The 24,037-nt window shown below is 38.8% G+C and carries 23 protein-coding genes; 1 reads left to right on the top strand and 22 read right to left on the bottom strand.

The genetic code is table 11. The features are described from left to right. Positions 1-44: 44 nt before the first annotated feature. From QME45_02745 to QME45_02755, 3 genes are all read right to left on the bottom strand, one after another. On the bottom strand, positions 45-3,170 hold the full coding sequence (locus QME45_02745) for a glycoside hydrolase family 38 C-terminal domain-containing protein (protein ID MDI6617578.1): 3,126 nt from the start codon (positions 3,168-3,170) through the stop codon (positions 45-47). 55 nt (positions 3,171-3,225) lie between these two features. Next, positions 3,226-5,307 (bottom strand): glycoside hydrolase family 31 protein, encoded by a 2,082-nt coding sequence (locus QME45_02750; protein ID MDI6617579.1) that lies wholly within the window; start codon positions 5,305-5,307, stop codon positions 3,226-3,228. A gap of 332 nt (positions 5,308-5,639) precedes the next feature. Further along, positions 5,640-5,873: a hypothetical protein gene (locus QME45_02755; GenBank protein ID MDI6617580.1), complete on the bottom strand. Its 234-nt coding sequence runs from the start codon at positions 5,871-5,873 to the stop codon at positions 5,640-5,642. A 168-nt stretch (positions 5,874-6,041) separates the two neighbouring features. On the opposite strand from QME45_02755, the gene yyaC reads away from it, so the two are divergent. Next, positions 6,042-6,614, top strand: a complete 573-nt coding sequence (gene yyaC, locus QME45_02760) for a spore protease YyaC (protein MDI6617581.1) — start codon at positions 6,042-6,044, stop codon at positions 6,612-6,614. 52 nt (positions 6,615-6,666) lie between these two features. Here the strand turns inward: yyaC and QME45_02765 are convergent, their stop codons facing one another. The 19 genes from QME45_02765 to rpmE form a co-directional block, all read right to left on the bottom strand. Continuing rightward, complete coding sequence (locus QME45_02765; protein ID MDI6617582.1) at positions 6,667-7,695, bottom strand: rod shape-determining protein; 1,029 nt, start codon at positions 7,693-7,695, stop codon at positions 6,667-6,669. A 245-nt stretch (positions 7,696-7,940) separates the two neighbouring features. After that, positions 7,941-8,195: a sporulation transcriptional regulator SpoIIID gene (spoIIID, locus tag QME45_02770; GenBank protein MDI6617583.1), complete on the bottom strand. Its 255-nt coding sequence runs from the start codon at positions 8,193-8,195 to the stop codon at positions 7,941-7,943. A 160-nt stretch (positions 8,196-8,355) separates the two neighbouring features. Further along, entirely contained in the window at positions 8,356-9,210 is an 855-nt protein-coding gene (locus tag QME45_02775) for a peptidoglycan DD-metalloendopeptidase family protein (protein MDI6617584.1), read from the bottom strand. A gap of 246 nt (positions 9,211-9,456) precedes the next feature. After that, entirely contained in the window at positions 9,457-10,530 is a 1,074-nt protein-coding gene (spoIID, locus tag QME45_02780) for a stage II sporulation protein D (GenBank protein ID MDI6617585.1), read from the bottom strand. A 468-nt stretch (positions 10,531-10,998) separates the two neighbouring features. Further along, complete coding sequence (murA, locus tag QME45_02785; GenBank protein ID MDI6617586.1) at positions 10,999-12,252, bottom strand: UDP-N-acetylglucosamine 1-carboxyvinyltransferase; 1,254 nt, start codon at positions 12,250-12,252, stop codon at positions 10,999-11,001. 21 nt (positions 12,253-12,273) lie between these two features. Next, entirely contained in the window at positions 12,274-13,002 is a 729-nt protein-coding gene (locus QME45_02790; GenBank protein ID MDI6617587.1) for a YwmB family TATA-box binding protein, read from the bottom strand. 357 nt (positions 13,003-13,359) lie between these two features. Then, complete coding sequence (gene wecB / locus QME45_02795; protein ID MDI6617588.1) at positions 13,360-14,517, bottom strand: UDP-N-acetylglucosamine 2-epimerase (non-hydrolyzing); 1,158 nt, start codon at positions 14,515-14,517, stop codon at positions 13,360-13,362. A 16-nt stretch (positions 14,518-14,533) separates the two neighbouring features. Continuing rightward, a complete protein-coding gene (locus QME45_02800; protein ID MDI6617589.1) occupies positions 14,534-15,568 on the bottom strand; it encodes an MraY family glycosyltransferase in 1,035 nt (344 codons plus the stop codon). A gap of 15 nt (positions 15,569-15,583) precedes the next feature. Beyond that, positions 15,584-16,045 carry a cytidine/deoxycytidylate deaminase family protein gene (locus tag QME45_02805; GenBank protein MDI6617590.1) on the bottom strand — a complete coding sequence of 154 codons (462 nt, stop codon included), beginning with the start codon at positions 16,043-16,045 and terminating at the stop codon, positions 15,584-15,586. Further along, complete coding sequence (upp, locus tag QME45_02810) at positions 16,032-16,661, bottom strand: uracil phosphoribosyltransferase (protein ID MDI6617591.1); 630 nt, start codon at positions 16,659-16,661, stop codon at positions 16,032-16,034. The genes QME45_02805 and upp overlap by 14 nt, the downstream gene beginning before the upstream one ends. Positions 16,662-16,709: 48 nt before the next feature. Further along, positions 16,710-17,159, bottom strand: coding sequence for a ribose 5-phosphate isomerase B (gene rpiB / locus QME45_02815; protein ID MDI6617592.1), 450 nt, complete (start codon positions 17,157-17,159; stop codon positions 16,710-16,712). A 156-nt stretch (positions 17,160-17,315) separates the two neighbouring features. After that, positions 17,316-17,780 (bottom strand): low molecular weight protein arginine phosphatase, encoded by a 465-nt coding sequence (locus tag QME45_02820; GenBank protein ID MDI6617593.1) that lies wholly within the window; start codon positions 17,778-17,780, stop codon positions 17,316-17,318. Between the two features lie 17 nt (positions 17,781-17,797). After that, positions 17,798-18,844, bottom strand: coding sequence for an L-threonylcarbamoyladenylate synthase (locus QME45_02825; GenBank protein MDI6617594.1), 1,047 nt, complete (start codon positions 18,842-18,844; stop codon positions 17,798-17,800). Between the two features lie 19 nt (positions 18,845-18,863). Then, complete coding sequence (locus tag QME45_02830) at positions 18,864-19,598, bottom strand: ZIP family metal transporter (protein MDI6617595.1); 735 nt, start codon at positions 19,596-19,598, stop codon at positions 18,864-18,866. 211 nt (positions 19,599-19,809) lie between these two features. Further along, a complete protein-coding gene (locus QME45_02835) occupies positions 19,810-20,412 on the bottom strand; it encodes a hypothetical protein (GenBank protein MDI6617596.1) in 603 nt (200 codons plus the stop codon). A 34-nt stretch (positions 20,413-20,446) separates the two neighbouring features. Further along, positions 20,447-21,517: a peptide chain release factor 1 gene (gene prfA, locus QME45_02840; protein ID MDI6617597.1), complete on the bottom strand. Its 1,071-nt coding sequence runs from the start codon at positions 21,515-21,517 to the stop codon at positions 20,447-20,449. Positions 21,518-21,538: 21 nt separating this feature from the next. Next, positions 21,539-22,387, bottom strand: coding sequence for a peptide chain release factor N(5)-glutamine methyltransferase (prmC, locus tag QME45_02845; GenBank protein ID MDI6617598.1), 849 nt, complete (start codon positions 22,385-22,387; stop codon positions 21,539-21,541). Further along, positions 22,381-23,325: a DUF1385 domain-containing protein gene (locus QME45_02850; protein ID MDI6617599.1), complete on the bottom strand. Its 945-nt coding sequence runs from the start codon at positions 23,323-23,325 to the stop codon at positions 22,381-22,383. The genes prmC and QME45_02850 overlap by 7 nt, the downstream gene beginning before the upstream one ends. 340 nt (positions 23,326-23,665) lie before the next feature. Beyond that, positions 23,666-23,884, bottom strand: coding sequence for a 50S ribosomal protein L31 (gene rpmE / locus QME45_02855; protein MDI6617600.1), 219 nt, complete (start codon positions 23,882-23,884; stop codon positions 23,666-23,668). Positions 23,885-24,037: the final 153 nt, after the last annotated feature.

The following is a 24,037-nucleotide window of genomic DNA, read 5'->3' on the forward strand; positions in this document are numbered from 1 at the left end:
ACGATATATTTGCTTTTAATGTACCTGCGTCAAAATCTACGCCATCAAAGCAACAGTCGGAAGGTCTCAATTTTATACGGCCTGATATTGTAAGTAAACGATCTGCAATTACACGGTATCTCAAACTCGGCCTCTTCGATCATATTGCATTTCATAACTGACTTTACAGGAAGGCCGGTTTGTACTTTTACGCAGCAGTTCTTTCCATACTTCTCCAGGAGTCTTACAATGATCCCGTTTCCGTCTTCCGCCGGTTTCACAGCTTCTATAAACACATTGTCGCAGTCAACGCTCAGTATATTTCCAAAATCCGCACCTGATTTTACTTTTTTATCTTTCAAAATACTCAAGGGAGTATTGAGCTGATACCCCTGTTTGGCAGTTCCGCCTTCCTGCCAGCTTCCCAAATGAGGCAGTATGGAGTATACAAAGCGATGTCTTCCCCGGTCGGCCTTAGGGTTTGGATTTATAGGCGATTTCAGCAGAGAAAGCCTCATAACATTTCCTTTAATATCATAACCATATTTGCTGTCATTTAGCAGACTAACGCCATAGCCATATTCCGAAAGGTCGGCCCACATATGGGCAGGAACTTCAAATTTTGCTTGCTCCCAACCTGTGTTGTCATGAGTAGCCCGTTTAATGGTCCCATAAGCAATATCATAAGTGGCCTCCCTCGTGACTATGTCCACGGGGAATGCAACCTTTAAAAGCTTCCTATCCTCCTGCCAGTCTACTTCCGTTTCAAAATTGATTCTCGGCATGTTATCATAAAGAACAATATCCTGATTTATTAATGACTTATTCCACTTTTTTGTTATTCTTATTCTTTTTATTACAGGGCCATCCTCTAGAATCCGCATGTCCTGCACTTCAAAATTTTCATACCATTTATTGCTGCTAAATTCGTCGATCTCCCATGCATCATACTGCTGCGGCTCATCGACAAATATCTGAAAAACATTTGCCTCCTTACTGGAAGGTACTATTTCCCTTCCGTTCCTTTTATCAAATATGCTTGTTATATTGCCTTCTTTATTAAATTCTATGCGAAAATATTTATTGCTTACTTTATTGCTTTGCTTAATACATCCCGACCTGAAAATACCAGCGGAAGGCATGTCTTCCTTTTCAGTGACAATCTTATAAACCTTATATCCCATTGACGGCAATTCCACAGGAAATGCCAACTTTGAGCCATTCTTTTCCGTTATCTGGCAGGGTATCTTTGACCCATTCTCATCAAAAACATTATATCGATTGTTTTTATAAATATTATCCAGTTTGATTTCAGCTACATCATTTCTTTCCCAGCCCAACGTATTCCATACCATGATGAATGTTTCCATATCTTGATGTTTGCAATCTTCAAAAATAGATTCAGACGCCGATTCCTTAAGCTTTTTAGCTTCAAAAAGCACTTCATTGTATGAATCAACCGCGTTATAGAATGTTTCTGCAATCGTCGATCCGGACAATATGTCATGGAATTGATTCGTTAAGACTTTCTTCCAGATCTCTTTAAGCTTGGTATAGTAAGAACCGTGTTCCATTGAAGATATAGATAAAAAGAACTCCGTATCCCTTAAAGTCCTTTCACACAACCTGTTTAATTTCTTAAGCTCCGCATGAGTAGTATAAACTCCACGATGGGCCTCAAGATAAAGCTCATCATCCCATACTGGCAGATGTTCACAGGATCCGGAAAGTTTATTCAGAAGCTCTGATGCAAAGGACGTCTTGAAATTTGCCGTTTTATTCAATCGGTTCAACCTCTTAATAGTTTCGAGCATTTCCAGTGTTACACCTCCGCCTCCGTCACCGAACCCATAAAGAAGAGGATAATCACTGCGGTTACCGTCACCATCAAAAGTCTCATATTTTTTACGGATATCGCTTCCGGATACTGCCCCGTTGTAGTCTCCCGTAAAAAGTGCAAGCACTTCGCTTCCATCGGCGCTTTTCCATCGGAACAAATCATAAGGGAATTTATTTATCCTATTCCACTGTATCTTCTGTGTGACAAAATAATCGATACCGCAGCCCTTCATTATCTGCGGAAGTATATATGAGAACCCAAAAGTATCGGGAAGCCATAAAATCCTGGAGTCCTTTCCAAATTCATTTTTGAAAAATTCCTTTCCCACAAGTATCTGGCGGATAAAGGATTCTCCTGATATGAGGTTGCAATCCGGCTCAACCCACATGGCACCTTCGGCCTCCAACTGGCCCATCTTTACCCTTTCCTTGATACCCTCATAAATTTCAGGAAAATACGTCTTTGCATACTCATATAGCTGCGGCTGGCTTTGTGTAAACTTATAATAACCGTATTGATCCATCAACCTTAAGGCAGTTGAAAATGTTCTGGCGGATTTTCGTATCGTTTCTTTTACCGGCCACAAATAGCCGATATCGAGATGGGAATGACCTATCAAGTGAATCGTGGAGTCGGATAATTTATTATGAATTTCCCCAATTTCATTATAAAGTATAGACTTTGCCTTAGGTAAACTGTTTATGACTCCTTCTCTCCCGGAGACAAAATCGATAGCCATAACGCTGTCCTTAAGTCCCAAATAATACCTGTTTTTCATCTCCCCGTCAGGAAGATTCTTATAAAATTCCTTGGCCGTGGCAAGATCAAAATAATAATCCCATACGGATTTGTTGACTGCAACTATTTTGGCGGTCTCGAATCGATGGTCCTTGTATTTGGCATTCGCCCAATAGCGGTACTGAAATTCATAAGACTGCCTGTCGACGGCCGCTTCGATAAGTATATCGACTGTGCCGGCACTTTTCAGATCATCCTCAAGCTTCACCATATTCCTGTTCCTGTCAAGTCCATGGTAAGGTCTGCCGTTTAGATAGAGAAGGGCTTCTCCTCCAATCTTTAGATTTAAATACAGATCCCTTCCCTTAAGTTTATCAGGTATATTCACCACAGTAGAAAAAAAAGCTGTAATTTCAGGATTTACCGTCCACTTTTCCCCGGGCGATATATCCTTCCATTCCTCCAAATATTCATATTCCCCTGGTTTGATATACCTGGAATATCTTCTTTTCCAACCGTCGACTTCCATCTCAGCATCAGAAACCAATGGCAATAATTTTCCCAAAATAGCTTCAAACAATAGATAATCTGTTTTATGATACTTTAGATCCATCCTACGTCACCCCATACAATTTATTTACAATAGCGTTTCTCTATAGCCGTAACGGCTATTTTATTATTTCAAATCCCTTAATGCTATATTTTTTCCCCGAATATCTTCCACTTTTTTCTACGTGAAGATGATTATTTACACTCTTGAGCGTTATGATATTGTAATCTCCCTTTTCAAAATCAAATGTCAGGCCATCATCTTCATAAAGCTCCAATGCTTCTGATATTTCTCCATAGCTTCTTATTGTAACATGAAATACGGTATCTTTTGTAATGTATTCGACCGGTTCTGCCAAAGGTATCATCCTGCCTTCCCTGACAAATAGAGGTATGATTTCGAGAGGGACTTCAACGGAATAGGATTTCCCTCCTTCATATTTTTCATTGGTCCAGAAACTGTACCAATTGCCCTCTGGCAAATAAACTTCCCTGTTATGTTCACCTTCCACTACCGGTGCAACGAGTATGGAATCTCCCATCATATATTCGCTGTCAATTTCATATGTATTTTCATCCTCAGGGTAATCCATAACCAATGCGCGGAAAACAGGCAAACCTTCAAAATAATATTTTGCAAAGGCTGAGTATAAATACGGAAGCAACTTCATTCTATATTCAAGTACCTTCCGGCACATCTCCTGAACTTCTTCATGATTTTCCAGCAATTCCCCATTCAGATTCTTTTCACGGTCGTATTGAAGCCACGGCGGATTACTGATATACCAGGCATTTATCAGGGCTTGGGGAGAAAATATTACAGTCTGAATCCTTCTCATTAAATCCTCAACGCCTGTAGCATGTCTTACCTCAGGAGACCAGAGGAACCCTGAAAACCCTGAATTTACAACGCCGCGAATAAAATCCTTGTGTCCGTACAAATCGCTGTATAATACAAAAGGAAAAGGCGATGCGAGCGCATTAGATGATCTTACCTGACTATAAGTCCTCAAATTTTTCCTTCGGAATATAGACATCATCGTTTCCTGATATAATATTCCAAGCATGCTGTGCATCTGTTCCCCATCCATTCCGGATGGAAACTCAGAGCAATTCGGGAATGACCATCCCCCTGTATAATCCGAACTATCACATTCATCAAGCTTGAAGCCTGTAATTCCTTTATCAACGAATTTCGTTTTATGATATTCTGCAAATATATCTCTTGCGTTTTCGATAGAAAAATCCGGAACAAGCCCTTCCCACACTTCATAATCACCAGAATATTTTTTCAGCTCATCATAAATTGGCGAGGTGGAATGAACAAATACATGTTCCCAGAGATTAATTTTAAAGTTCATATCCCTGAATTTCTTGATCGTTTTATCCGGCGTAGGGAAACGTTCCTCATCCCAACTGTAGGAGCAGGAATACGAATGGCTCTGCCAACCAGGTTCAAGTCCGAAGACATCGCATGGCATGTGTGCCTTTCTTAAATCCTCCGCAATTTTTAATACTTCATCTTGATTTGCCCTGCCATATCCCCTATACCAAACTCCAAGACCCCATATTGGTGGAATACAGCCGCCACCGGAAAACAAGTTATAGCGCTGAACCGCTGTTTTCATGCCAGGTCCACCAAATATGTACATGTCAACGCCTTTGGCAACCGGTATCTCAATCGTCACGGCTCTTTTCTCGTTGAATTCCCTGATTGCGTATAACTCTTCAGTAGTGTTTGCAATCTTTTTGGTCCTTTTCTCTGTTTTCCCATCTTCGCCTTTTAATTTTATATTGCCTCCGCAGTAAAAAGTAACATATCGGGCGGTATCCACTAATATGCCATATCCTTTCGTCGAAACGTAAAAAGGTACAGGAGCATGGGTATCTCCCGTATCAGCGACAGGATCGGCATTCGTCCTTAACTGTTTCTTTTTGCCAGTCTGATCAAATGATTTCAACTGAAGTCCGAAACCATATATTTTCTCTGAAGGATCCAAGGGAAGTTCGATAACACATCCTCTTTTCAAAACCTTAAATGCTATCTGTGCTTTATTGAAAGGAGTCTCTACCTCACTTGGCAGTCTTTTCAACTTTCCCAGTTGGATGGAAGTTTTTCTCATCTTGACCGGTGTAAATGCTTCAGTTTCTCCGAAAGTGCATTTCCATATCCCCGGTGCAGCCAATCTTATAATACTCATGATGCCTCCTATTTTTATAAGTATTTTCACTTTTATTTTTATTATATATAAATAAATCCCATGACATATTCTACAATATTTCTTCGACTAAAAACCAATCAAAATCTGCATAATCTGCGGGACTCTCGTTTCTTTGATTTATACAGAAAATTCTCCTCCAATAGAATATACAGGCTGCCGATTTATCTGCAGCCTGTATATTTGTATGCTCACATTAAGCAGTTTAACTAATTTTTATTATACCTCGTCAATGAATATTATTCCAATCGTCAAGCAACAATTCTAGAGAGACTTTTAAACATTTTTAAGTCGGACATCGTTACAACAGTTTTTTATTGTTTAGAGGATGTGTAATCATTATTTTTATTCGCATAATCTAAATTAACTTTTTTATTATAGTCCTGAAATATATAACCTGTATAACTGCTATCATCGTAGCTTTCGTGTACCCCGATATTGCGCATATAGTCCAATGCCCTTAGATACTGAATTTGCATTATGTATACTGAAACAACAGTTATTAGTATTACGATCACAGAAAATATTACTGTTTTTTTTGTGTTCATGAATATGCCACCTTTGCATATATATTTTGCGCAATGTATATAAAATACAATCGTTTTAGAATATATAGAGTATTATTCTTCATATGTTACAGTTTTATTCACCTGCAAGCAAAATTCAGTCATTATTAAAGCTCATCCAATATATAAATAAATATGGGGGTGAACTTATTGCAAAATAAATCTGAACAAATTTATACAGATATAGGTTTAAGAACACCGTATAGTGATAAGAAAAGTATACATACTCTTAGCAAATATATAAGCAAATTTTTAAATAAGAAAACTATAATATTATGCATAGGAACCGATAAATGCATCGGTGACTGCCTAGGGCCGCTCGTTGGAACACTCCTTACGAAAAGCAACTTTGTCTACCCGGTAATCGGAACACTTGATAATCCGGCTCATGCAATTAATTTGGAGAATGTAGTATCTGGTATTGAACAAAAATATAGAAATCCATTTATAATAGCTATAGACGCATGCCTTGGAAGCAGTGATTTTATCGGTGATATACAAGTAAAATTAGGACCTGTACATCCTGGTAAAGGAGTAGGAAAAACCCTTCCATTTGTAGGCGACATATCGATAGTTGGAATAGTCGACTCAGTAGATGTTTCCGACATTTTTTCTATAAGAAGCATAAGGCTTAACCTCGTACTGAAAATGGCCGAAACGATCTCTTCATCGCTTATTGAAGCAGCAAAATCGCAGAAAACTTTCATGTCAGAGCATATTTAGTTGGATTCTCCACAAAAACAGCCGAGGAAAATTTTCCCCGGCTTAAATTAAATCAATCGGTTTCAACTGCTGAAAGCACATCGCCAAGCTGATCGATATTCTCAAGCACTTTACCTGTACCAAGAGCCACACAGCATATAGCATCGCTTGCAACCCTTGTAGGTACTCCCGTCCTCGACTCAATTAGCTTGTCTAACCCATTTAATAACGAGCCTCCGCCTGTCATAACGATACCTTTGTTTATTATGTCGGCAGCAAGTTCTGGGGGAGTTCTTTCAAGAACAGAGTGAACGCAATCAACTATGGCATAAACAGGTTCCTCAAGAGCATCACGCATTTCTTCGGAAGTTACTGAAATATTCTTAGGAAGACCCGTTACAAGATCCCTGCCTTTTATATCCATCGAGACCTCTTCATCTCTTTTAAATGCAGATCCAACGTTTATTTTTAACTCTTCTGCCGTTCTTTCACCTATCATGACATTATGCTTTTTTCTTATGTATCTTACGATGGCTTCGTCAAACTTATCTCCGGCAATTTTCAATCCCGACCTTACTACCATTCCTCCAAGAGATATGACAGCAATATCGGTAGTTCCACCGCCGATATCCACTACCATGCTTCCGCTTGCCCTTGATATATCAAGACCTGCGCCTATTGCAGCAGCAACAGGTTCCTCTATCAGAAACACTTTGCCTGCTCCTGCAGATAATGCAGCATCTTTAACAGCTCTCTTTTCAACCTCCGTAGCTTCACACGGTATGCAGACGATAACTCTCGGACGCAGGAAACTTCCATGCCTTCCAAGAGATTTTTTTATGAAATATCTGAGCATCCTCTCAGTTACATCATAATCAGAAATAACGCCATCCTTTAACGGTCTTGTAGCAATTATATTTCCCGGTGTCCTTCCTATCATCTGTTTTGCTTCTTCTCCGACTGCCAGCACATTTCTCTTCGAGCTGTCCGTAGCAACCACCGAAGGTTCATTCAATACTATTCCCTTTCCTTTAATATATACAAGAATGCTTGCTGTACCCAGGTCAATCCCCAAATCGCGGTTGAAACCCAGAAAACCCATATATTTCACTCCCCCACATCTTAAAATTACGTATATTTTTATTCGATCTTTATCATCAGATCAATTTTTTGATTGAGTTTCAGATTGCTCTATCACATTTTTAATAGCGAATAAATTGGTTTATATTCTGAAATAAATCTGTACTCTATACATAATGTTTTATATTTCTATAAAAAATTACAAATTCCTTTTTTTTATTAGCACTTTTAAACATAAATTTTAAGATACAGGGAATTTTTTTATTATTATGCATTTGATGCTTTATATTTCATCTTTGTAGCCCTTCCGCCTCTTATATGCCTCTCTGATTTATTGAATTCAAGAATTTCTTTAGCTGCACCGGCAATCTGCGGATTTATTTTAGGAAGTCTTTCGGTTATATCTTTGTGTATTGTACTTTTGCTTACACCGAACAGTTTTGCAGTTTTTCGTATTGTTGATTTCGAATCTATTATATACTTAGCCACTTCTAATACTCTCTCCTCAATGTAATCTTTCAAAAAACTACCTCCTTTTTATTCTCTTGATTAATTAATATGCAAATTTAAAGCCAACTATTATATTGTTTTGTATTGCTTTAACAAACAACCCCGCCCTCAAAAGGACGAGGTTTGTAGGCTAAATAATAATATAAGTTTTATATTCTCCGATTGTACGGATTTATTTCTGGAATTTCATATAAGTTTTAGGATCGATATTATTAAATGTATCTGAACTGCTCTTTAATATTTCATAATGCAGATGTGTTAATACCGGCACATCCTGTGATACATCTTTTTCAGTAATCGATGTATTACCAACAGTCCCTATTTTTTGCCCTATTTTTACTTCCTGATTCTTTTTAACTGCAAGTTTTTCAGCCAAGTTAGCATAAACGGTGCGATACCCGTTGCCATGGTCTACGACAACTTTCCAGCCAAGGCCTCCTTCGCTCTCATTGTCATTTTGAACGTCTATAACCTTTCCGCTGCCTGCCGCAATAACGTCTGTTCCTTTTACAGCCCTTATATCAACACCCATATGTGTCCGCCATTCATCGATATGCTTGAAACACACAAGGTCTGACGGCGAAAAGTCCTGCATTATAGCGTCTTTTGTAAGATCACCATCGATCGGATTGCCAAATCTTACAGGCAATGACTTCGAATTGGTAACAGTCCCATTAGTTGGTTTTGTCGTTTGACCAGTCTGTGTAGATGTTGGTTTGGATGTTTTATTCGTAGTCTTGTTATTGGCTTCCGTATTTGCATTTTGTTCAGTCGCAGGAGTAGTGTTTACATTTCTATCATTTTCCGCTTCAGTATCTGTTTGCTCCGGCTGGGTAGTTATCTCGGTCTTATTCTGATCATTGCTTGCATTTTTCTTTATATCGTTCTTAAGACCGGTCCTGGATACCCATACCGCAGTAACTGCTACTACACAGACACAGAGGAATAAGACTATGTAAAACCCCTCTCTGTCAAAAAACTTTGCCCATCTTTCCCTTGATATTCTTGATTTTATCCTATCCTTCATATGGATAACCACCTCCTGTATGTTAGTTTGTCCATAATTACATATAAAATACATGAAATTTACATTTTTTAAAAATTTTTTTATCAGTATATTTAAAGAGGCTGTCTCAAAATAAGTTTTATATACAATATATTGACTTCACAAATTCGTACTACTCAATATTTTGTATTGTTTCCTTATTTCTAGACAGCCTCTTGATTCGTAACATTCACTATATAATTTTTCCGCCTTATTTTCCGAATTTTTTTATTTTGCTTTGTATACATTTTGAATGCTGCTTATACCGACATCGATATAATAATGTTTTAATATCTCATCATATTTTTTGCCCTGCTTTGCCATGGCGTTTGCTCCCCACTGGCTCATGCCCACTCCATGCCCATAGCCTGTTACAGAAAATGTAACATCATTCTTTCCGAACGAAATATTGAAATTTGATGAATTCAGATTAAAAAGCGTTCTTATTTCCGTCCCTGTGAGTGTTTTTGTACCTACCTTAATATTTTTTACACTTCCACCCTCCGTGCGGCTGAGTATCTTGATCTGTGACTGCAACTTTCCCTTATCAAGTTTTATTTTATATTGCGATGTACGGAATTTATTCACCACATCACTCCTTGAAAATGTCGCTTTGCTTACAAATTTCGGTGCGGATTCCTCATCAGGGCTTACAACACTTCTTAAATACGGATACTGCGTACTGAATACTTCTCCGGAATTCTCAGTTTTGCCGCTGCTTGTTGAAAAAAAGAGAGGATACATTACTGGAGCCGCATCGTATGTTAGTATAAGCCCTTTTGTAGCGTTAACCGCTTCGGTTATCTTCTGCCAGTACTTAGGCGCATCAACTCCCCAGCTCTTAAACCTGTTTTCCTTGGATATCCATGCCTGGCAGTGATGAGAATCTGTGCATATATCCGTACCCGGATGGTTTGAGCAGCCTTTTCCCCCAAACTGCAGCATCCTCGTTACCACATAAGTACGGGCAGCAACTGCCTGTGCCTTTAAAGCCTCTGCTTCAAACCCCACAGGCTCCTCAGCGCAAACAACGCCTCTTATATACTCCTCAAGATCCATCTCAACAGCTTTTTTGGCGCTGACATCAAATACCTTTATTTTAATTCCGCCCGATAATGAATCATTGCTTATCGGACTTCCACTTCTTGAGGCGAGCTTTTGGTCCTTTTCAAACGTACTCACTCCACCCGGGTTCGCAATAAATTTAAATGCCGAACCCTGTCCAACACCGTTTAATATTATGAGAGGTATGGCTATGACTACAATACAAATGATCAATATACAATATCCTATATTTTTCATATAATTCCTCCTTGGTTTGGTGCTTTTGGATTCAATTCCACAAAACGAACAAATCAATAACAACTGCCCTTGGCTTATGCGGACGTATAAAGATAATTTGGAGAATATTATGGAAAGAGCAATTAGCGGTAGGTCTTAAGAGTCTGTTAACGCATGTTCGGGATAAGCAGAATCAATGTTTGAGCTAAGATAAGTTTTGATTCTGCCCAAAACGAGTTTACAGACTCTAAAGGCTGTGAGCTTAGCGATTGGAATAATATTCTTCAAATACAAAATATGCACCCGGCTTATGCTTCGGGCTTAAAAAATATAAATTTTTCGCTTGTTAAAATATATTAATCATTTTTTGCGCATAGAACTATTTAATTTTAATCGATGTAAAAATACTTCCAAAAAATTGAGGCAGCTATGCAATGAATAAATATTTCATTGCACAGCTGCCTCAATTTTAATAATCAAATCAATTTATTATTCCTCTATCCTCTGTATGTCGGCTCCTATTTTTTTGAGCTTTTTTTCAATATTTACATAGCCCCTGTCTATGTGGTATACATCACTTATTTCTGTAGTCCCCTCGGCTGCCATGCCTGCAAGTATCAATGCAGCTCCGGCCCGAAGATCGGTAGCCTTCACTTTGGCGCCAGTCAGCCTTTTCGTGCCCTCTATAACGGCGCTCCTTCCGTCTATTTTTATATTCGCACCCATCCTTTTAAGTTCACTGACATGCATAAACCTGTTTTCAAAAACCGTTTCGGTAATCATGCTCGTTCCCTTTGCAATGCTCATAAGCGACATTACAGGAGCCTGAAGATCCGTTGGAAAACCCGGATATGGCAAAGTCTTAACATCAACCGATTGAACCTTCCTGTCGGATACCACCCTTACCTTATTCTGACCTTCCTCTATTTTAATTCCGGCTTCGGATAATTTTGCGATTATGGATTTTACGTGCTCAATTATTACGTTTTCGATAGTTATATCCCCGCCTGTTATGGCTGCTGCGATCATATATGTTCCGGCTTCAATCCTATCGGGTATCACGCAATGCTTTGTGCCTTTTAAATCTTTTACCCCTATTATTTTTATCGTATCCGTACCTGCCCCTATTATATTAGCACCCATGCTGTTCAAGAAATTGGCAAGATCGACAATTTCCGGCTCTTCCGCAGCGTTCTCTATTACCGTCTCACCTTCTGCAAGCACCGCCGACATCAAAATATTCTCCGTCGCTCCAACAGAGGGAAAGTCTAAATAAACCTTGGCACCCTTTAACTTGCTGACGCTTGCTTCAACATAGCCGTGACCTAAGTTTATTTTTGCTCCAAGAGCGCTAAGCCCCTTAAGGTGTAAGTCTATTGGGCGCGTTCCTATATTACATCCTCCAGGAAGGGATATCTTGACACTTCCGGTTCTCGCAAGCAATGGACCCATAACAAGAAATGAAGCTCTCATCTTCCTTACAAGCTCATAAGGAGGTTCACTTGATACTAATTTTTCAGGTTTGATTTTAAGCCTCCCATTGGATATGCTTGTTTCAGCCCCTAATGAATTCAAAACATCGCAAATACAATATACATCGTCCAGTAAAGGTATTTCTTCAAGAATACTTTCTTCGCGGCACAGCAGGGATGAAGCGATTATCGGTAGAACAGAATTCTTTGCAGCGCTTACTTTTATACTCCCTTTTAGATGTTTACCCCCATTTACAACAATTTTTGTCAATTTTAATCCTCCTAACCGGCCTTAATACTCCATATTGATCACAGGAATCCCCAATAGAAAATATGTTCTGTCATTATATGCGCTGTATCTACAAGCCATGTTTATATTTATATTTTTTTTATAACAATTTATAGAATATGGTATTTTATAAGTAAAACCCGTAACGCTGATAATGCTGCCGTCATCGACTGTTTGCAAATTAACAGCGCCGGCATCATTAAATACTCCTTCAATGATTTTCATTTCCTGCTTTTTGTCTATCTTACCGTCAACGTACCCTGTAACGCATACATTGATATCAGGCGCATCCTGCCATTTTTTCAGACATTCGTTAAGCCTTTCCCTAATATCAATAATATTCTTAATCCCCTTTGTTTGTGTTATATCAACTTCTGCAACCGTATTATATTTCCCGGTCGAATTATCAAAAAACGAAGTCGTTTTGACCGTAATATTTCCTTCATATAAGTCCCCACTTATTATAACGTTTTTGGTACTATTATCCAATATATGCTTTTCTTCTTTTATACTGAAAGGCATGTTTTGGGATATATAGTGCGCAGTATCCTTCAAATGGTCAAAATCTCCCTGCTGTGTATTCATATTCACCCATGCATTTATATTGGCGCTCTCAAATTGCAATCCGCTCTTATCAAATGTTTCTTCAATGAACTTATAATCTTTGCTGCTTAAGGAATCTGCCGCCAATCCCATAATTAATACCAAAAATAATACCAGTATCTTCCTCATGATATCCTCCTTAAAAAATGGGAGGAAACAGAAAGTACAAAAGGGGGATCAAAAAATTCTGTTCCCTTTATCCCATTTTTTAAAATTATTGACGCAAGTAATAATTTTATACAATTATTTTTGAAAAGTATGCTATAAACTGCTATAAACTTTCGTAATGCCCATTCGTCGTTCAGAATAATACAATTTATTTATATTAAATTCCAGATTGCGAATTGAACTTAACTTAAATTGTTTATCAATATTTATTATTTATTTTTTTCCTGTTTAATATGCGTGTCCAAAAAATAAAAAAAGTCGCCTATTGGTAAAAATATCCTTTTTCACTAATAGGTGACTTTTTGAACTTTTTATATTTTATTTTCTATACACAAATTCATCAGGTCTTTTGCTGCAAAATCCAAAGTAATAGAGAATCGCCTCTGTTATTCTTTCACAGGCCTTTCCATCCCCGAAAGGATTTTTAGCATTTGCCATAGAATCATATTCCATTTTATCGCTCAATAAAAGTGAAGCCTCTTTGAACACATTTTCTCTTTTTGTACCTATCACCTTTAACGTTCCGGCCTCGACAGCCTCAGGCCTTTCAGTAACATCCCTGAGCACGAGGACAGGCTTTCCAAGGTGCGGCGCCTCTTCCTGTATGCCTCCGGAATCCGTCATAACCATGAATGATCTGTCCATAAGATTATGCGTCTCAATTATGTCAAGCGGAGGAAGCAGGTGGATCCTTTCCACTCCATTCAATATGCTGTATACTTCATCGTGTACGACAGGATTTAGATGAACGAGATAGACAAGTTCCACATCCTTGTATGCACCAACGATATCCTTGAAAGCCATGCAAATATCCTGCAACGGTTTTCCCCAGTTTTCCCGCCTGTGGGCCGTAATAAATATAACCCTTTTGGAATTAAAATCGATTTTATTCAATTCTTCATTTTTAAATTTATAATTCTTACGGACAGTAGAAGCCATCGCATCTATTACAGTATTTCCCGTAACATATATGTTCTCAGGTTTCACACCTTCATTTAAAAGATTTCTTTTAGCTGTAGACGTAGGTGCAAAATGTATATCAGCTATGCTACCTGTAAGCCTTCTATTCATCTCTTCGGGATAAGGAAAATACTTGTTAAACGTCCTTAGCCCTGCTTCTACATGCCCTACTTTGACTTTATTATAAAATGCTGCCAGACTTCCTGCAAAAGTTGTCGTAGTATCGCCATGTACGAGAACAATATCCGGAATTTCACTTCGAATAACCTTCTCCAAACCTTGAAGCGCCCGTGAAGTAATATCTGCAAGGGATTGCTTCTCCCTCATTATATTGAGGTCATAATCAGGAACTATATTAAATATTTCAAGCACCTGGTCAAGCATTTCCCTGTGCTGTGCCGTTACACAGACTTTTGATATTATCCTGCTGTCGCTTTCCAGTCTTTTAACCAATGGCGCCATTTTAATGGCTTCGGGCCTTGTACCGAAAACTGCCATGACCTTGATTCTTTCCATGATTTATTCAATTACCTTACCTTTCCTTTTTTTTGAGCATTCCTGCCTTTTTTGAAAAAATAAATACAATACAGAGAACTGCAATCAATATAATAAACGATTGTACAGTAGTAAGCTCAGTCGCAAATATGGCAGTTATTCCAAGCAAAGCACTTATAATATACATGACCGTAACTGCCTGTTTCTGACTGAGTCCCATATCCAGAAGCCTGTGATGCAAGTGTCCCTTGTCGCCCTGCATTACCGGTTTTTTGTTTATGCATCTTCTTACTATCGCAATTAGAGTATCATATATCGGAAGCCCAAGTGCCAGTATAGGCACCGTAATTACTATTGCAGCCGCAGACTTTATAGCACCTTCGATTGAAATGGCAGCAAGCATGAATCCTAAAAACTGTGCCCCGGTATCTCCCATGAATATTTTGGCAGGATTAAAGTTGTACGGTATGAAACCAATAGAACTGCCGGCCAATGCTGCCGTAAGCATTGCGGCGGTCATTCTATTATTCAATACGGATACAATAAACAATGTTATGCATGAAATCGCTGCGACACCCGCGGCCAAGCCATCCAGCCCATCGATAAGATTAAAGGCATTTGTAACACCTACGATCCAGAATACTGTCGCCGGTATCGAGAGAAAACCTATATCTGACATCCCTGTGACTCTATCGAAAGGATTTGTAACAAATTTAACAGTTACACCAAAATAGACAAGCACTCCGGACGCAATTATCTGCAAGAGCAGCTTCATTTTTGGGCTTAAAGGTCTTAAATCATCAATCAGGCCCGCTGCAGTAATGACTGTACCTCCCAAAAGCAATCCCGTAATTGTCCTGCTAAACGGTTTGGGCATAAAGATAAGTACAACCACAGTAAAAGCCAAATAGATCGCAAGCCCTCCTATTAGGGGAATCGGAACTTTATGGACTCTCCTGTTATCCTTGGGAACATCCATCGCACCAACTTTAACTGCAAATTTTTTAACAAAAGGAGTAACCGTCAGGCTCACAATTAAAGCAGTACAAAACATTAAAAATTGTTTCCCCATAAGAACACATCCTATTTATAAGAATTTATCTATCTTAATCCCTGATTCCGACAGGAACTTTTTTGAAAGATCATCAGGATAACCGCCTCTGTAAACTATCCTTTTTATATTTGAGGCAATGAGTATCTTTGCGCATATGACACAAGGATATGTTGTCGTATAAATAGTCCCTCCATCTATTTGAATGCCATATTTTGCCGCCTGTATTACGGCATTCTGTTCGGCATGAAGCGCTCTGCAAAGCTCATGCCGTTCACCAGATGGAACACCCATAAGTTCTCTTAAGCAACCGACTTCTGCACAATGCCTTGCTCCTGGAGGTGCTCCGTTATATCCGGTCGTAAGTATCCTGTTATCCTTGACTATAACAGCGCCTACTTGCCTTCTAAGGCAAGTGGAACGGGTCTTTACAAGCTCCGCTATATTCATGAAGTATTCATCCCATGCGGGACGTTTGAGTATCTTATTTTGTTCCAAAGAGTCTGTCACCTGCATCTCCAAGGCCTGGGACTATGTATCCCTGATCATTCAATCTTTCATCTATTGCTGCTGTGAATATTTCAACATCCGGATGCCTTTCGGTCACGTATTTTAACCCCTCCGGGGCAGCAATAAGGCACATAAGCTTTATATTTTTTGCTCCCTTTTTCTTTAAAAGGTCTATGGCATCAGATGAAGAACCGCCTGTCGCAAGCATCGGGTCGGTAACAATTATATCCCTCTCTCCAATATCCGAAGGCAGTTTACAGTAATATTCAACAGGCTTAAGCGTTTCAGGATCCCTGTACATGCCTATATGGCCTACCTTTGCTGCCGGAATCAACTTCAGCATTCCATCGACCATTCCAAGTCCTGCCCTCAATATAGGCACGATGCCAACTTTTTTGCCAGATAACACCTTTGCCTTTGCCTTGCCGATAGGAGTCTCGATTTCAACATCCTCAAGCTGCATGTTCCTTGTAACTTCATAACACATAAGCATTGCAACCTCTTCAACAAGATCTCTAAAATCCTTGGAACCTGTATCTTTGTTTCGTATTAATGATAATTTATGCTGTATCAACGGGTGATCGATCAATGTAACGTTCTTCATTTATCTTCTCCTCTCCATCATTTTAATAGTATTTTTAAAATATCCTGCTTATTTGCTGTATTTTTCTTCTATTTTTTTTATCTTTCCAACTCTTACTGCATGCCTTCCGCCTTGAAAGCCTTCCTTTAAAAATACATCCACTATGCTAAGTGCAAGTCCGGGACCTACGACCCTTTCACCCATCGCTAAAATATTTGCATCATTATGCTGCCTGCTGGCTCTCGCGCAAAACTCATCGGTGCATACTGCAGCCCTTATGCCGGGGACTTTGTTGGCCGATATGGATATTCCTATACCTGTTCCGCATATTAAAATACCCCTATCATATTTACCAGATGCGACTGCTTCTGCAACCTTAAGACCATAATCAGGATAATCAACAGCTTCACAAGTCAAACAACCGAAATCTTCGTAATAAATATTCTGTTCATCCAAATGCTTTTTTACGACCTGCTTTAAATTAAACCCTGCATGATCGCTTCCTATTGCTATTTTCATGCTTACACCTCTTAATTTGAATTGAAATCCACGCTTATTTTATTTTATATTATAAAATCGATATGTGCAAATTTTTATTGTTAAATGCCAAAAGTTTCTACCATTTTGTCATAAAAAATACGCCTCCTTTGAATGCTAAAGAGGCATATTTTGCTTTTACCAGGCATATCCCAACTTATAAACTATCTTCGCCAAATATTTTTTCAGCTCACTTGCACATCTTCTGTACACTTCGATACCCCGCCCATAAGGGTCCTCGATGTCGCCTTCACGGCCATCCGCATATTCTATCAGCGTAAAAATTTTATCTTTAAAAACAGGATACCTGTCAAGAAGCAGCTTTTTATGGCCTGCAGTCATTGTCAGCACCACAGACGCATCATTCAAAATAGAAAAATTTATCTGTCTTGCCTTCTGGCCTTTTATATTATTAATACCATATTCGCCCATAACTTCAACAGCCTGAAATGATGCCCTATCGTTCGGGACTACAAATATTCCCGCTGAAGAGGCCTGTATTTTATCATCCATGTTTTTTTCCGCTATGATTTTTTTCATTATGGCTTCCGCCATAACGCTTCTACATGTATTACCCGTGCATACAAATAAAACACTTTTCATTATATCTTAACCCCGATTCATACATGTATGATATTATATCCTGCAGCCTTCTTCATCCTGTTCATTATTGCAAGGCCTATGCCGCTCTCTCCCACGCACTCTGAATAAATAACGTCCACGTTCAATTCATCAAACTTTCTAAGCCTGTCAAAAAGTGAGGCTGCAATTGTTTTGGGATGGCTCCTTTCGCCCATTGTGAGCACTACACCTTCTTTATAAAACTTAGACGTTTCATCAGTGCATAATATGCCCACCCTTTTGCCTTCCCCCATGCTAATCCTGCACAGCTCATTTATCTTATCCACTGTGTCGGAGGAACTTCCATCTATTATAAACATTTTTGCCTTTGGAGCATAATGCCTATATTTCATGCCGGGAGCTTTAGGTCTTAAATTCGGATCAGGCTTTTTCAAAACCGCCGGATCTATATAGACATCCTTTATGATGCTTTTCAATTGTTCATATGTTATACCGCCCGGCCTTAGCACTGCAGGCCTTCCGGTCATATCAACAACAGTCGATTCAAGCCCTACTTTCGTCTTTCCCCCACCCAATATCACATCTACCTTGCCATAAAGGTCTTTTATTACATGATTGACGCTTGTTGGGCTTGGCTTACCGGACAGGTTCGCGCTCGGAGCCGCGATAGGAACTTTTGAATGTTTTATAAGCTCATTTGCGATTTTATTTGACGGCATCCTGACTGCTACGCTATCCAGACCAGCCGTTATCATATACGGTATTATCTTCGACTTTTCAAATATTATTGTAAGGGGACCCGGCCAGAAAATATCCATAAGTTTTTCTGCATCAGATGGTATATCAACTACAAAGGGTTTGATATTTTTATCGGCTACATGGATAATAAGTGGATTATCCTGCGGCCTTCCCTTTGCTTCGAATATTTTCTTAGCGGCATTTTCGTCCAATGCATTCGCTCCCAATCCGTATACCGTTTCGGTCGGGAACACGACTGTCCCACCATTTCTTATGACACCTGCGGCATATTTTATTATATCCATATCAATCTTTTGTTCATCAAGATAAAAAACTTTTGTTTCCATTTTTGCCTCCATTCATCCTTTACGACACTGAAACTATTATTATACCTGCAATTATACCGGCGATGATGCCAAAAGTGGAGATAAAGTTATCCAGAAGATCCCTGCTTTTGGGTATGAGCTCTCCACATACTATGTAAAGCATCGTTCCGCCGGCAAATGAAAGGCACAGTGTTGTAAATGCAGGCGATATATCGCCCAGAACAGCACCTATGAAAGCCCCGATACCCGTCGGTACGGCTGTAGCGATAGTATACAGAATAACTCTGCTTTGTTTTACGCCGCTTATGCTCATAGGTGCTGCAACGGCCATACCTTCCGGTATGTCATGCATGCCTATAACTGTAGATATTCCAAAACCCAGCCTTTCACCGGCCGCAAAGCCTGAACCTATGGCCAAGCCTTCGGGAAAATTATGCAACGCAAGGCCTATGGCTATTAAAATACTCATCTTAAAATATTTGCCCTTGCCCTTTGATATGTTTTCAAAATCAGGAAGCAGTTCATCAATCATCGCCGTTACGATTACGCCTCCGATAATGCCTGCAATGCTTAGAGGAACTCCTCCGTACTGAAATGCCTCCGGTAAAAGGTCAAAGGTGACTACTGACAGCATAAGGCCACCTGCAGTTCCAAGTGTCAGGCTCATGATCTTATCATTCGGGTTTCTACATATAAATGTGATTAACCCTCCCGTACCGGTACCTATTATCCCGACCAGCGTACCTATTATGGTAATATTTATAATATTATTCATTCCATATCCTCCGGTTGATATCTTCATATAATACTTATTTTGCCGGCAGGACATTTATTACCTGATCTTCGATTTGTAATTTTAGCTTATGTTATTTTGAGCACTCATTCGCCAGATTCAAGTTTTGGTGTATATCAAAATTGTTTGAAAAATATTATGGAAAGAGCAGATAAAAAGCAATACACTTCCTAAAAGCTTTGACAGATTGAAATTATTCTATAACCTTTTTAATAAGTTCCATGGAGCTGTCGGTGAACTTGCATCTTTCACAATTTCTATATAACAGATAAAAAAAATACAAGAATTTATATCCATGATGGTAAACCCTGTAATAATAAAATACTTTTTCAGGATAATCGTTTTTTAACTCATTTATAACGTTGAGATGAACGCTTTCACCCCTAAAATCACTCTTATCCAACCGTCTTACTTTTTTATGGTTTACTCTTTTGTCAAATATTATTATACTATCATATTCCGATTTTTTTGCTGCTTTTTGGGTGCTGACATAATAAATCCTGTTAATAGGTACGCTTATAGCTCTTTCAAACATACTGTCCCTTATTTTTATTCTGTCATCTTTAAAAATAATATCATAATGAAGCCACCTTACGATATCGGCATCAAAAATAAGAAGTATCAATAAAATAGCAGCAAAGCAGGCAACTGCAAAATACGACTCCCATCCTATAAAAAATCCCTTCTGTATGAGAGCATATAAAAATATCCCTGAAATAAGCATTATTCCCATCGTGAAGTATATTTTAAATATGTTGGCTATTCTTTCTCTGTCAAGTTTTTTATATATATTCATAAGATCACCGTCTGCTGCTGCAATTAATTATTGTTCATTCCCCGACTGCCTTTAATTTTTCCGCCTGATCGGCAGTATTCAAGGCATCGAGTACAACATCCATATCCCCGTCCAGGAATGATTCGAGCTGGTATATGGTAAGCCCGATCCTGTGATCGGTAACCCTGCCTTGCGGAAAATTATACGTTCTTATTCTTTCGCTTCTATCACCGCTCCCTACCTGGCTCCTTCTTTCCTCCGCAACTTTTGCATTCTGTTCTTGCTGTAATTTATCATAAATCCGCGCTTTTAAAACCTTCATGGCCTTATCCCTGTTTTTAATCTGGGATTTTTCATCCTGGCATGTCACGACAATCCCTGTCGGTATATGTGTAATCCTTACGGCTGAATCAGTTGTATTTACACACTGCCCGCCATGCCCACTGGACCTGTAAACATCTATTCTGAGGTCATCCGGGTCTATGTTAACTTCGACATCTTCAACCTCAGGCATTATCGCAACGGTTACGGCAGATGTATGAATACGGCCAGATGCTTCCGTTTCAGGAACCCTTTGAACTCTGTGTGTACCGCTCTCGAACTTCAGCCTGCTGTAAACACCTTTCCCCTGTATCATGGCAACAACTTCTTTAAATCCGCCAAGATCCGTCTGATTTGCACTCATTATCTCAACTTTCCAGTTTTTCCTCTCGGCATATTTTGTATACATTCTTAAAAGCTCGGCTGCAAAAAGTGCCGCCTCTTCGCCTCCGGTGCCTGCTCTTATTTCAAGGAAAACATTCTTTTCATCATTGGGATCCTTGGGCAGAAGCAATAATTTGAGCTTATTCTCGATCCCCTCCTGCTTCTTTTCGAGGTCCTTCAGCTCTTCTTCAGCCAATTCTTTCAATTCGCTTTCAGATTTATCATCTATTATTTCCTTATCATTTTCTATCTCTTTTGAGACATCCTTATACTCTTTGTAACTTTGAACTATTTCCTCCAAGGATGCGTGTTCCTTCATAAGTTTCTGCCACTCCTGCTGGTTTGCTATAACTTCAGGATCGCTTATCTTTTTTGTTAAATCATTGTACTTTTCCTCTATGAAATCAAGCCTTTCCAACATGTTTCTCACCCCAGACCATATTTATTTTACCCCTTTAATACACCTGTATCTGCCTGCTAAATCCCTGTAAATCTCTATATCTGAAAAACCATTCTTCTCCATTATATCTTTTACATCTTTATTCTGATTATAACCTATTTCAAAGATTATATTACCATCCGCCTTTAAGCATTCTAAAGAAACGCTGCAAAGTCTTCTATAAAACTCAAGTCCATCAGCACCGCCATTCAGTGCAAGCAAAGGCTCGTAATCCTTAACATCGACCGGTAAAAATTTTATATCAGCCGACTTAATATAAGGAGGGTTTGAAACTATAATATCAAATTTCCGACCCGCTACAGGTGATAATAAATCTCCCTGAATTACATATGCCCTGTCCCCGACTCCGTTTAAAGCCGCATTTCCCCGAGCCGCATCCGCAGCGGCTTTGCTTACATCTATCATTGTTACAAATGCGCGCTCAACATATTTTGCAATACTTATACCTATCGCGCCGCTGCCACAGCATACATCGCAGACATATATCGGACCTTCGATCCTCTTACATATATCTATCGCACATTCTGCAACAATTTCAGTATCGCATCTTGGTATAAGCACCCCCTTGCCCGTAGAAAACTTAAGCCCCATGAATTCCTTGTAGCCGGTAATATATGCAACAGGCATTCCATGCGCCCGCTTACTGATATGATCCAAGAATTTCGCATATTCATCATCACTCAGTGCCCTCTCACCGTCGGTTATAAGATGAAGCCTGCTGCAATTTAATATATGCGCCATTATGACTTCAGCATCCAGCCTCGGGGTATCGATATTTCGATTTCTCAAAAACGATGTGCCTTCTTTGAGTGCGGTAAAGATACTTACCAAGCATTTGCCTCCTTATCATCCGTGAGCACTCCCTTTAATGCTGCAATAGCTACTTCAAGCATACTGTCGTCAGGCTCGGCTGTCGTTAATTTTTGCAGAAGCAATCCCGGATAAATCAATACATGGACGATTTTCGAATCCGAATGCCCTGCGAACTTCAATATTTCATAGGATATACCGGCTATTACAGGAAGAAGTATTATTCTTAATATAACTCTTGCCACAAGATTCGGCCAACCGAAAAAAGAAAAAACAAATATGCTTATGATCATAAATATAAATAGAAAATTAGTCCCGCACCGTGGATGCATCGTCGAATACTTTCTTGCGTTATCAACTGTAAGTTCTTCCTCATTTTCATAGCAAAATATAGTTTTATGTTCAGCGCCATGATACTGGAAAACTCTTTTTATATCATTCATTTTAGATATAAAGTATATATAAAGTATAAGAAATATAATCCTTATGATCCCTTCGAGAAAATTCCTCAGAAAATTGCTGCCGCTAATCTTCTTTACAAATCCTATTACGGCAGATGGAAGCACGAAAAACAGTGCCACCGCAAGCAATACGGATATGGCTACTGAAAATCCCATGATCACCTTATCGGCCTTATCCTTGAATATCTTTTTCATTAGCTTATCGAATACGCCAGTTTCTTTCTGCTCGTCATCCTCTTCAAAGAACTGCGCCGAATATGTCAGGGCATTTATACCTATGACAAGTGATTCGATAAGCGCTACGGAACCTCGTATAAATGGAAGACCAAGTATTTTGTTCTTCCTTGTATAGCTCTCTGCGGTCCTTTTTTCAACTTCTATCTCATTATCAGGTTTCCTTACGGCTATAGAAATTCCCTGAGGTCCCCTCATCATCACACCCTCTATTAGAGCCTGACCTCCGATGCCCGTCTTTCTCTTTGTTTTCCAATCCTTCACAAAACCACCCCATTCTACAGGCAACAAAATGAATACATCTTTTTCAATTATAACACATATTTGTATATATATTATTTGAAGAATATTCATATGTGCCAAAGCCCATATGAATTATAGTTATATAAAGATTATTTGAGGAATATTTGATAATTCATATAATCTTAATCTTTTATTAATAATTAATTAAAACTTGTATACTATTATAATAATTAGTAAAAATCCTCCTTCTTTTTAATAAAACATATGGAAATAGCCTTTAAAAGGCTATTTGTGTTTTTTGGGGTTTTTTATTTTATATACAAAAATTAAAGGCTCGGAATAAATCCTAAGCCTTTTTTGTTTATTTGTTTTCTTCTTCTGGTTTTAAATTATATTTTTTGATAAACTTTTCAACACGTCCACCCGTATCGACGAGTTTCTGCTTTCCTGTAAAGAAAGGATGGCATTTGGAACAAATTTCAACATGAAGTTCCTTTTTGGTCGAACCAGTTACAAATGTTTCACCACAAGCGCATTTTACGACTGCCTGATAATATTTTGGATGTATTCCTTCTTTCATTGGCTTCACCTCATTTCCTCAACATCAATATATTCCGTCTCCAATAACTAATAAAGTATATCATATAATTTTGTTCAGTTCAATAATAAATTAAATTATTTCTTCGATTCGCAATATGAGTTTATGTTATTTTGAACACTCATTCGCCAGATT

This window comes from Clostridiales bacterium, assembly GCA_030016385.1.
Taxonomy (GTDB): Bacteria; Bacillota; Clostridia; order Clostridiales; family Oxobacteraceae; genus JASEJN01.

Excerpts from the sequence above, each read along its gene's own strand:
- QME45_02765 (MDI6617582.1), bottom strand. The coding sequence starts at position 7,695 with ATGGGTTTTCTGGGTTTCAACCGCGATTTGGGGATTGACCTGGGTACA.
- QME45_02750 (MDI6617579.1), bottom strand. The coding sequence starts at position 5,307 with ATGAGTATTATAAGATTGGCTGCACCGGGGATATGGAAATGCACTTTC.
- wecB (MDI6617588.1), bottom strand. The coding sequence starts at position 14,517 with ATGGAAAGAATCAAGGTCATGGCAGTTTTCGGTACAAGGCCCGAAGCC.
- QME45_02835 (MDI6617596.1), bottom strand. The coding sequence starts at position 20,412 with ATGAATATATATAAAAAACTTGACAGAGAAAGAATAGCCAACATATTT.
- QME45_02825 (MDI6617594.1), bottom strand. The coding sequence starts at position 18,844 with ATGGAAACAAAAGTTTTTTATCTTGATGAACAAAAGATTGATATGGAT.
- rpmE (MDI6617600.1), bottom strand. The coding sequence starts at position 23,884 with ATGAAAGAAGGAATACATCCAAAATATTATCAGGCAGTCGTAAAATGC.
- QME45_02745 (MDI6617578.1), bottom strand. The coding sequence starts at position 3,170 with ATGGATCTAAAGTATCATAAAACAGATTATCTATTGTTTGAAGCTATT.
- rpiB (MDI6617592.1), bottom strand. The coding sequence starts at position 17,159 with ATGAAAATAGCAATAGGAAGCGATCATGCAGGGTTTAATTTAAAGCAG.
- QME45_02820 (MDI6617593.1), bottom strand. The coding sequence starts at position 17,780 with ATGAAAAGTGTTTTATTTGTATGCACGGGTAATACATGTAGAAGCGTT.
- QME45_02755 (MDI6617580.1), bottom strand. The coding sequence starts at position 5,873 with ATGAACACAAAAAAAACAGTAATATTTTCTGTGATCGTAATACTAATA.
- QME45_02830 (MDI6617595.1), bottom strand. The coding sequence starts at position 19,598 with ATGAATAATATTATAAATATTACCATAATAGGTACGCTGGTCGGGATA.
- prfA (MDI6617597.1), bottom strand. The coding sequence starts at position 21,517 with ATGTTGGAAAGGCTTGATTTCATAGAGGAAAAGTACAATGATTTAACA.
- spoIID (MDI6617585.1), bottom strand. The coding sequence starts at position 10,530 with ATGAAAAATATAGGATATTGTATATTGATCATTTGTATTGTAGTCATA.
- QME45_02790 (MDI6617587.1), bottom strand. The coding sequence starts at position 13,002 with ATGAGGAAGATACTGGTATTATTTTTGGTATTAATTATGGGATTGGCG.
- upp (MDI6617591.1), bottom strand. The coding sequence starts at position 16,661 with ATGAAGAACGTTACATTGATCGATCACCCGTTGATACAGCATAAATTA.
- QME45_02775 (MDI6617584.1), bottom strand. The coding sequence starts at position 9,210 with ATGAAGGATAGGATAAAATCAAGAATATCAAGGGAAAGATGGGCAAAG.
- QME45_02800 (MDI6617589.1), bottom strand. The coding sequence starts at position 15,568 with ATGGGGAAACAATTTTTAATGTTTTGTACTGCTTTAATTGTGAGCCTG.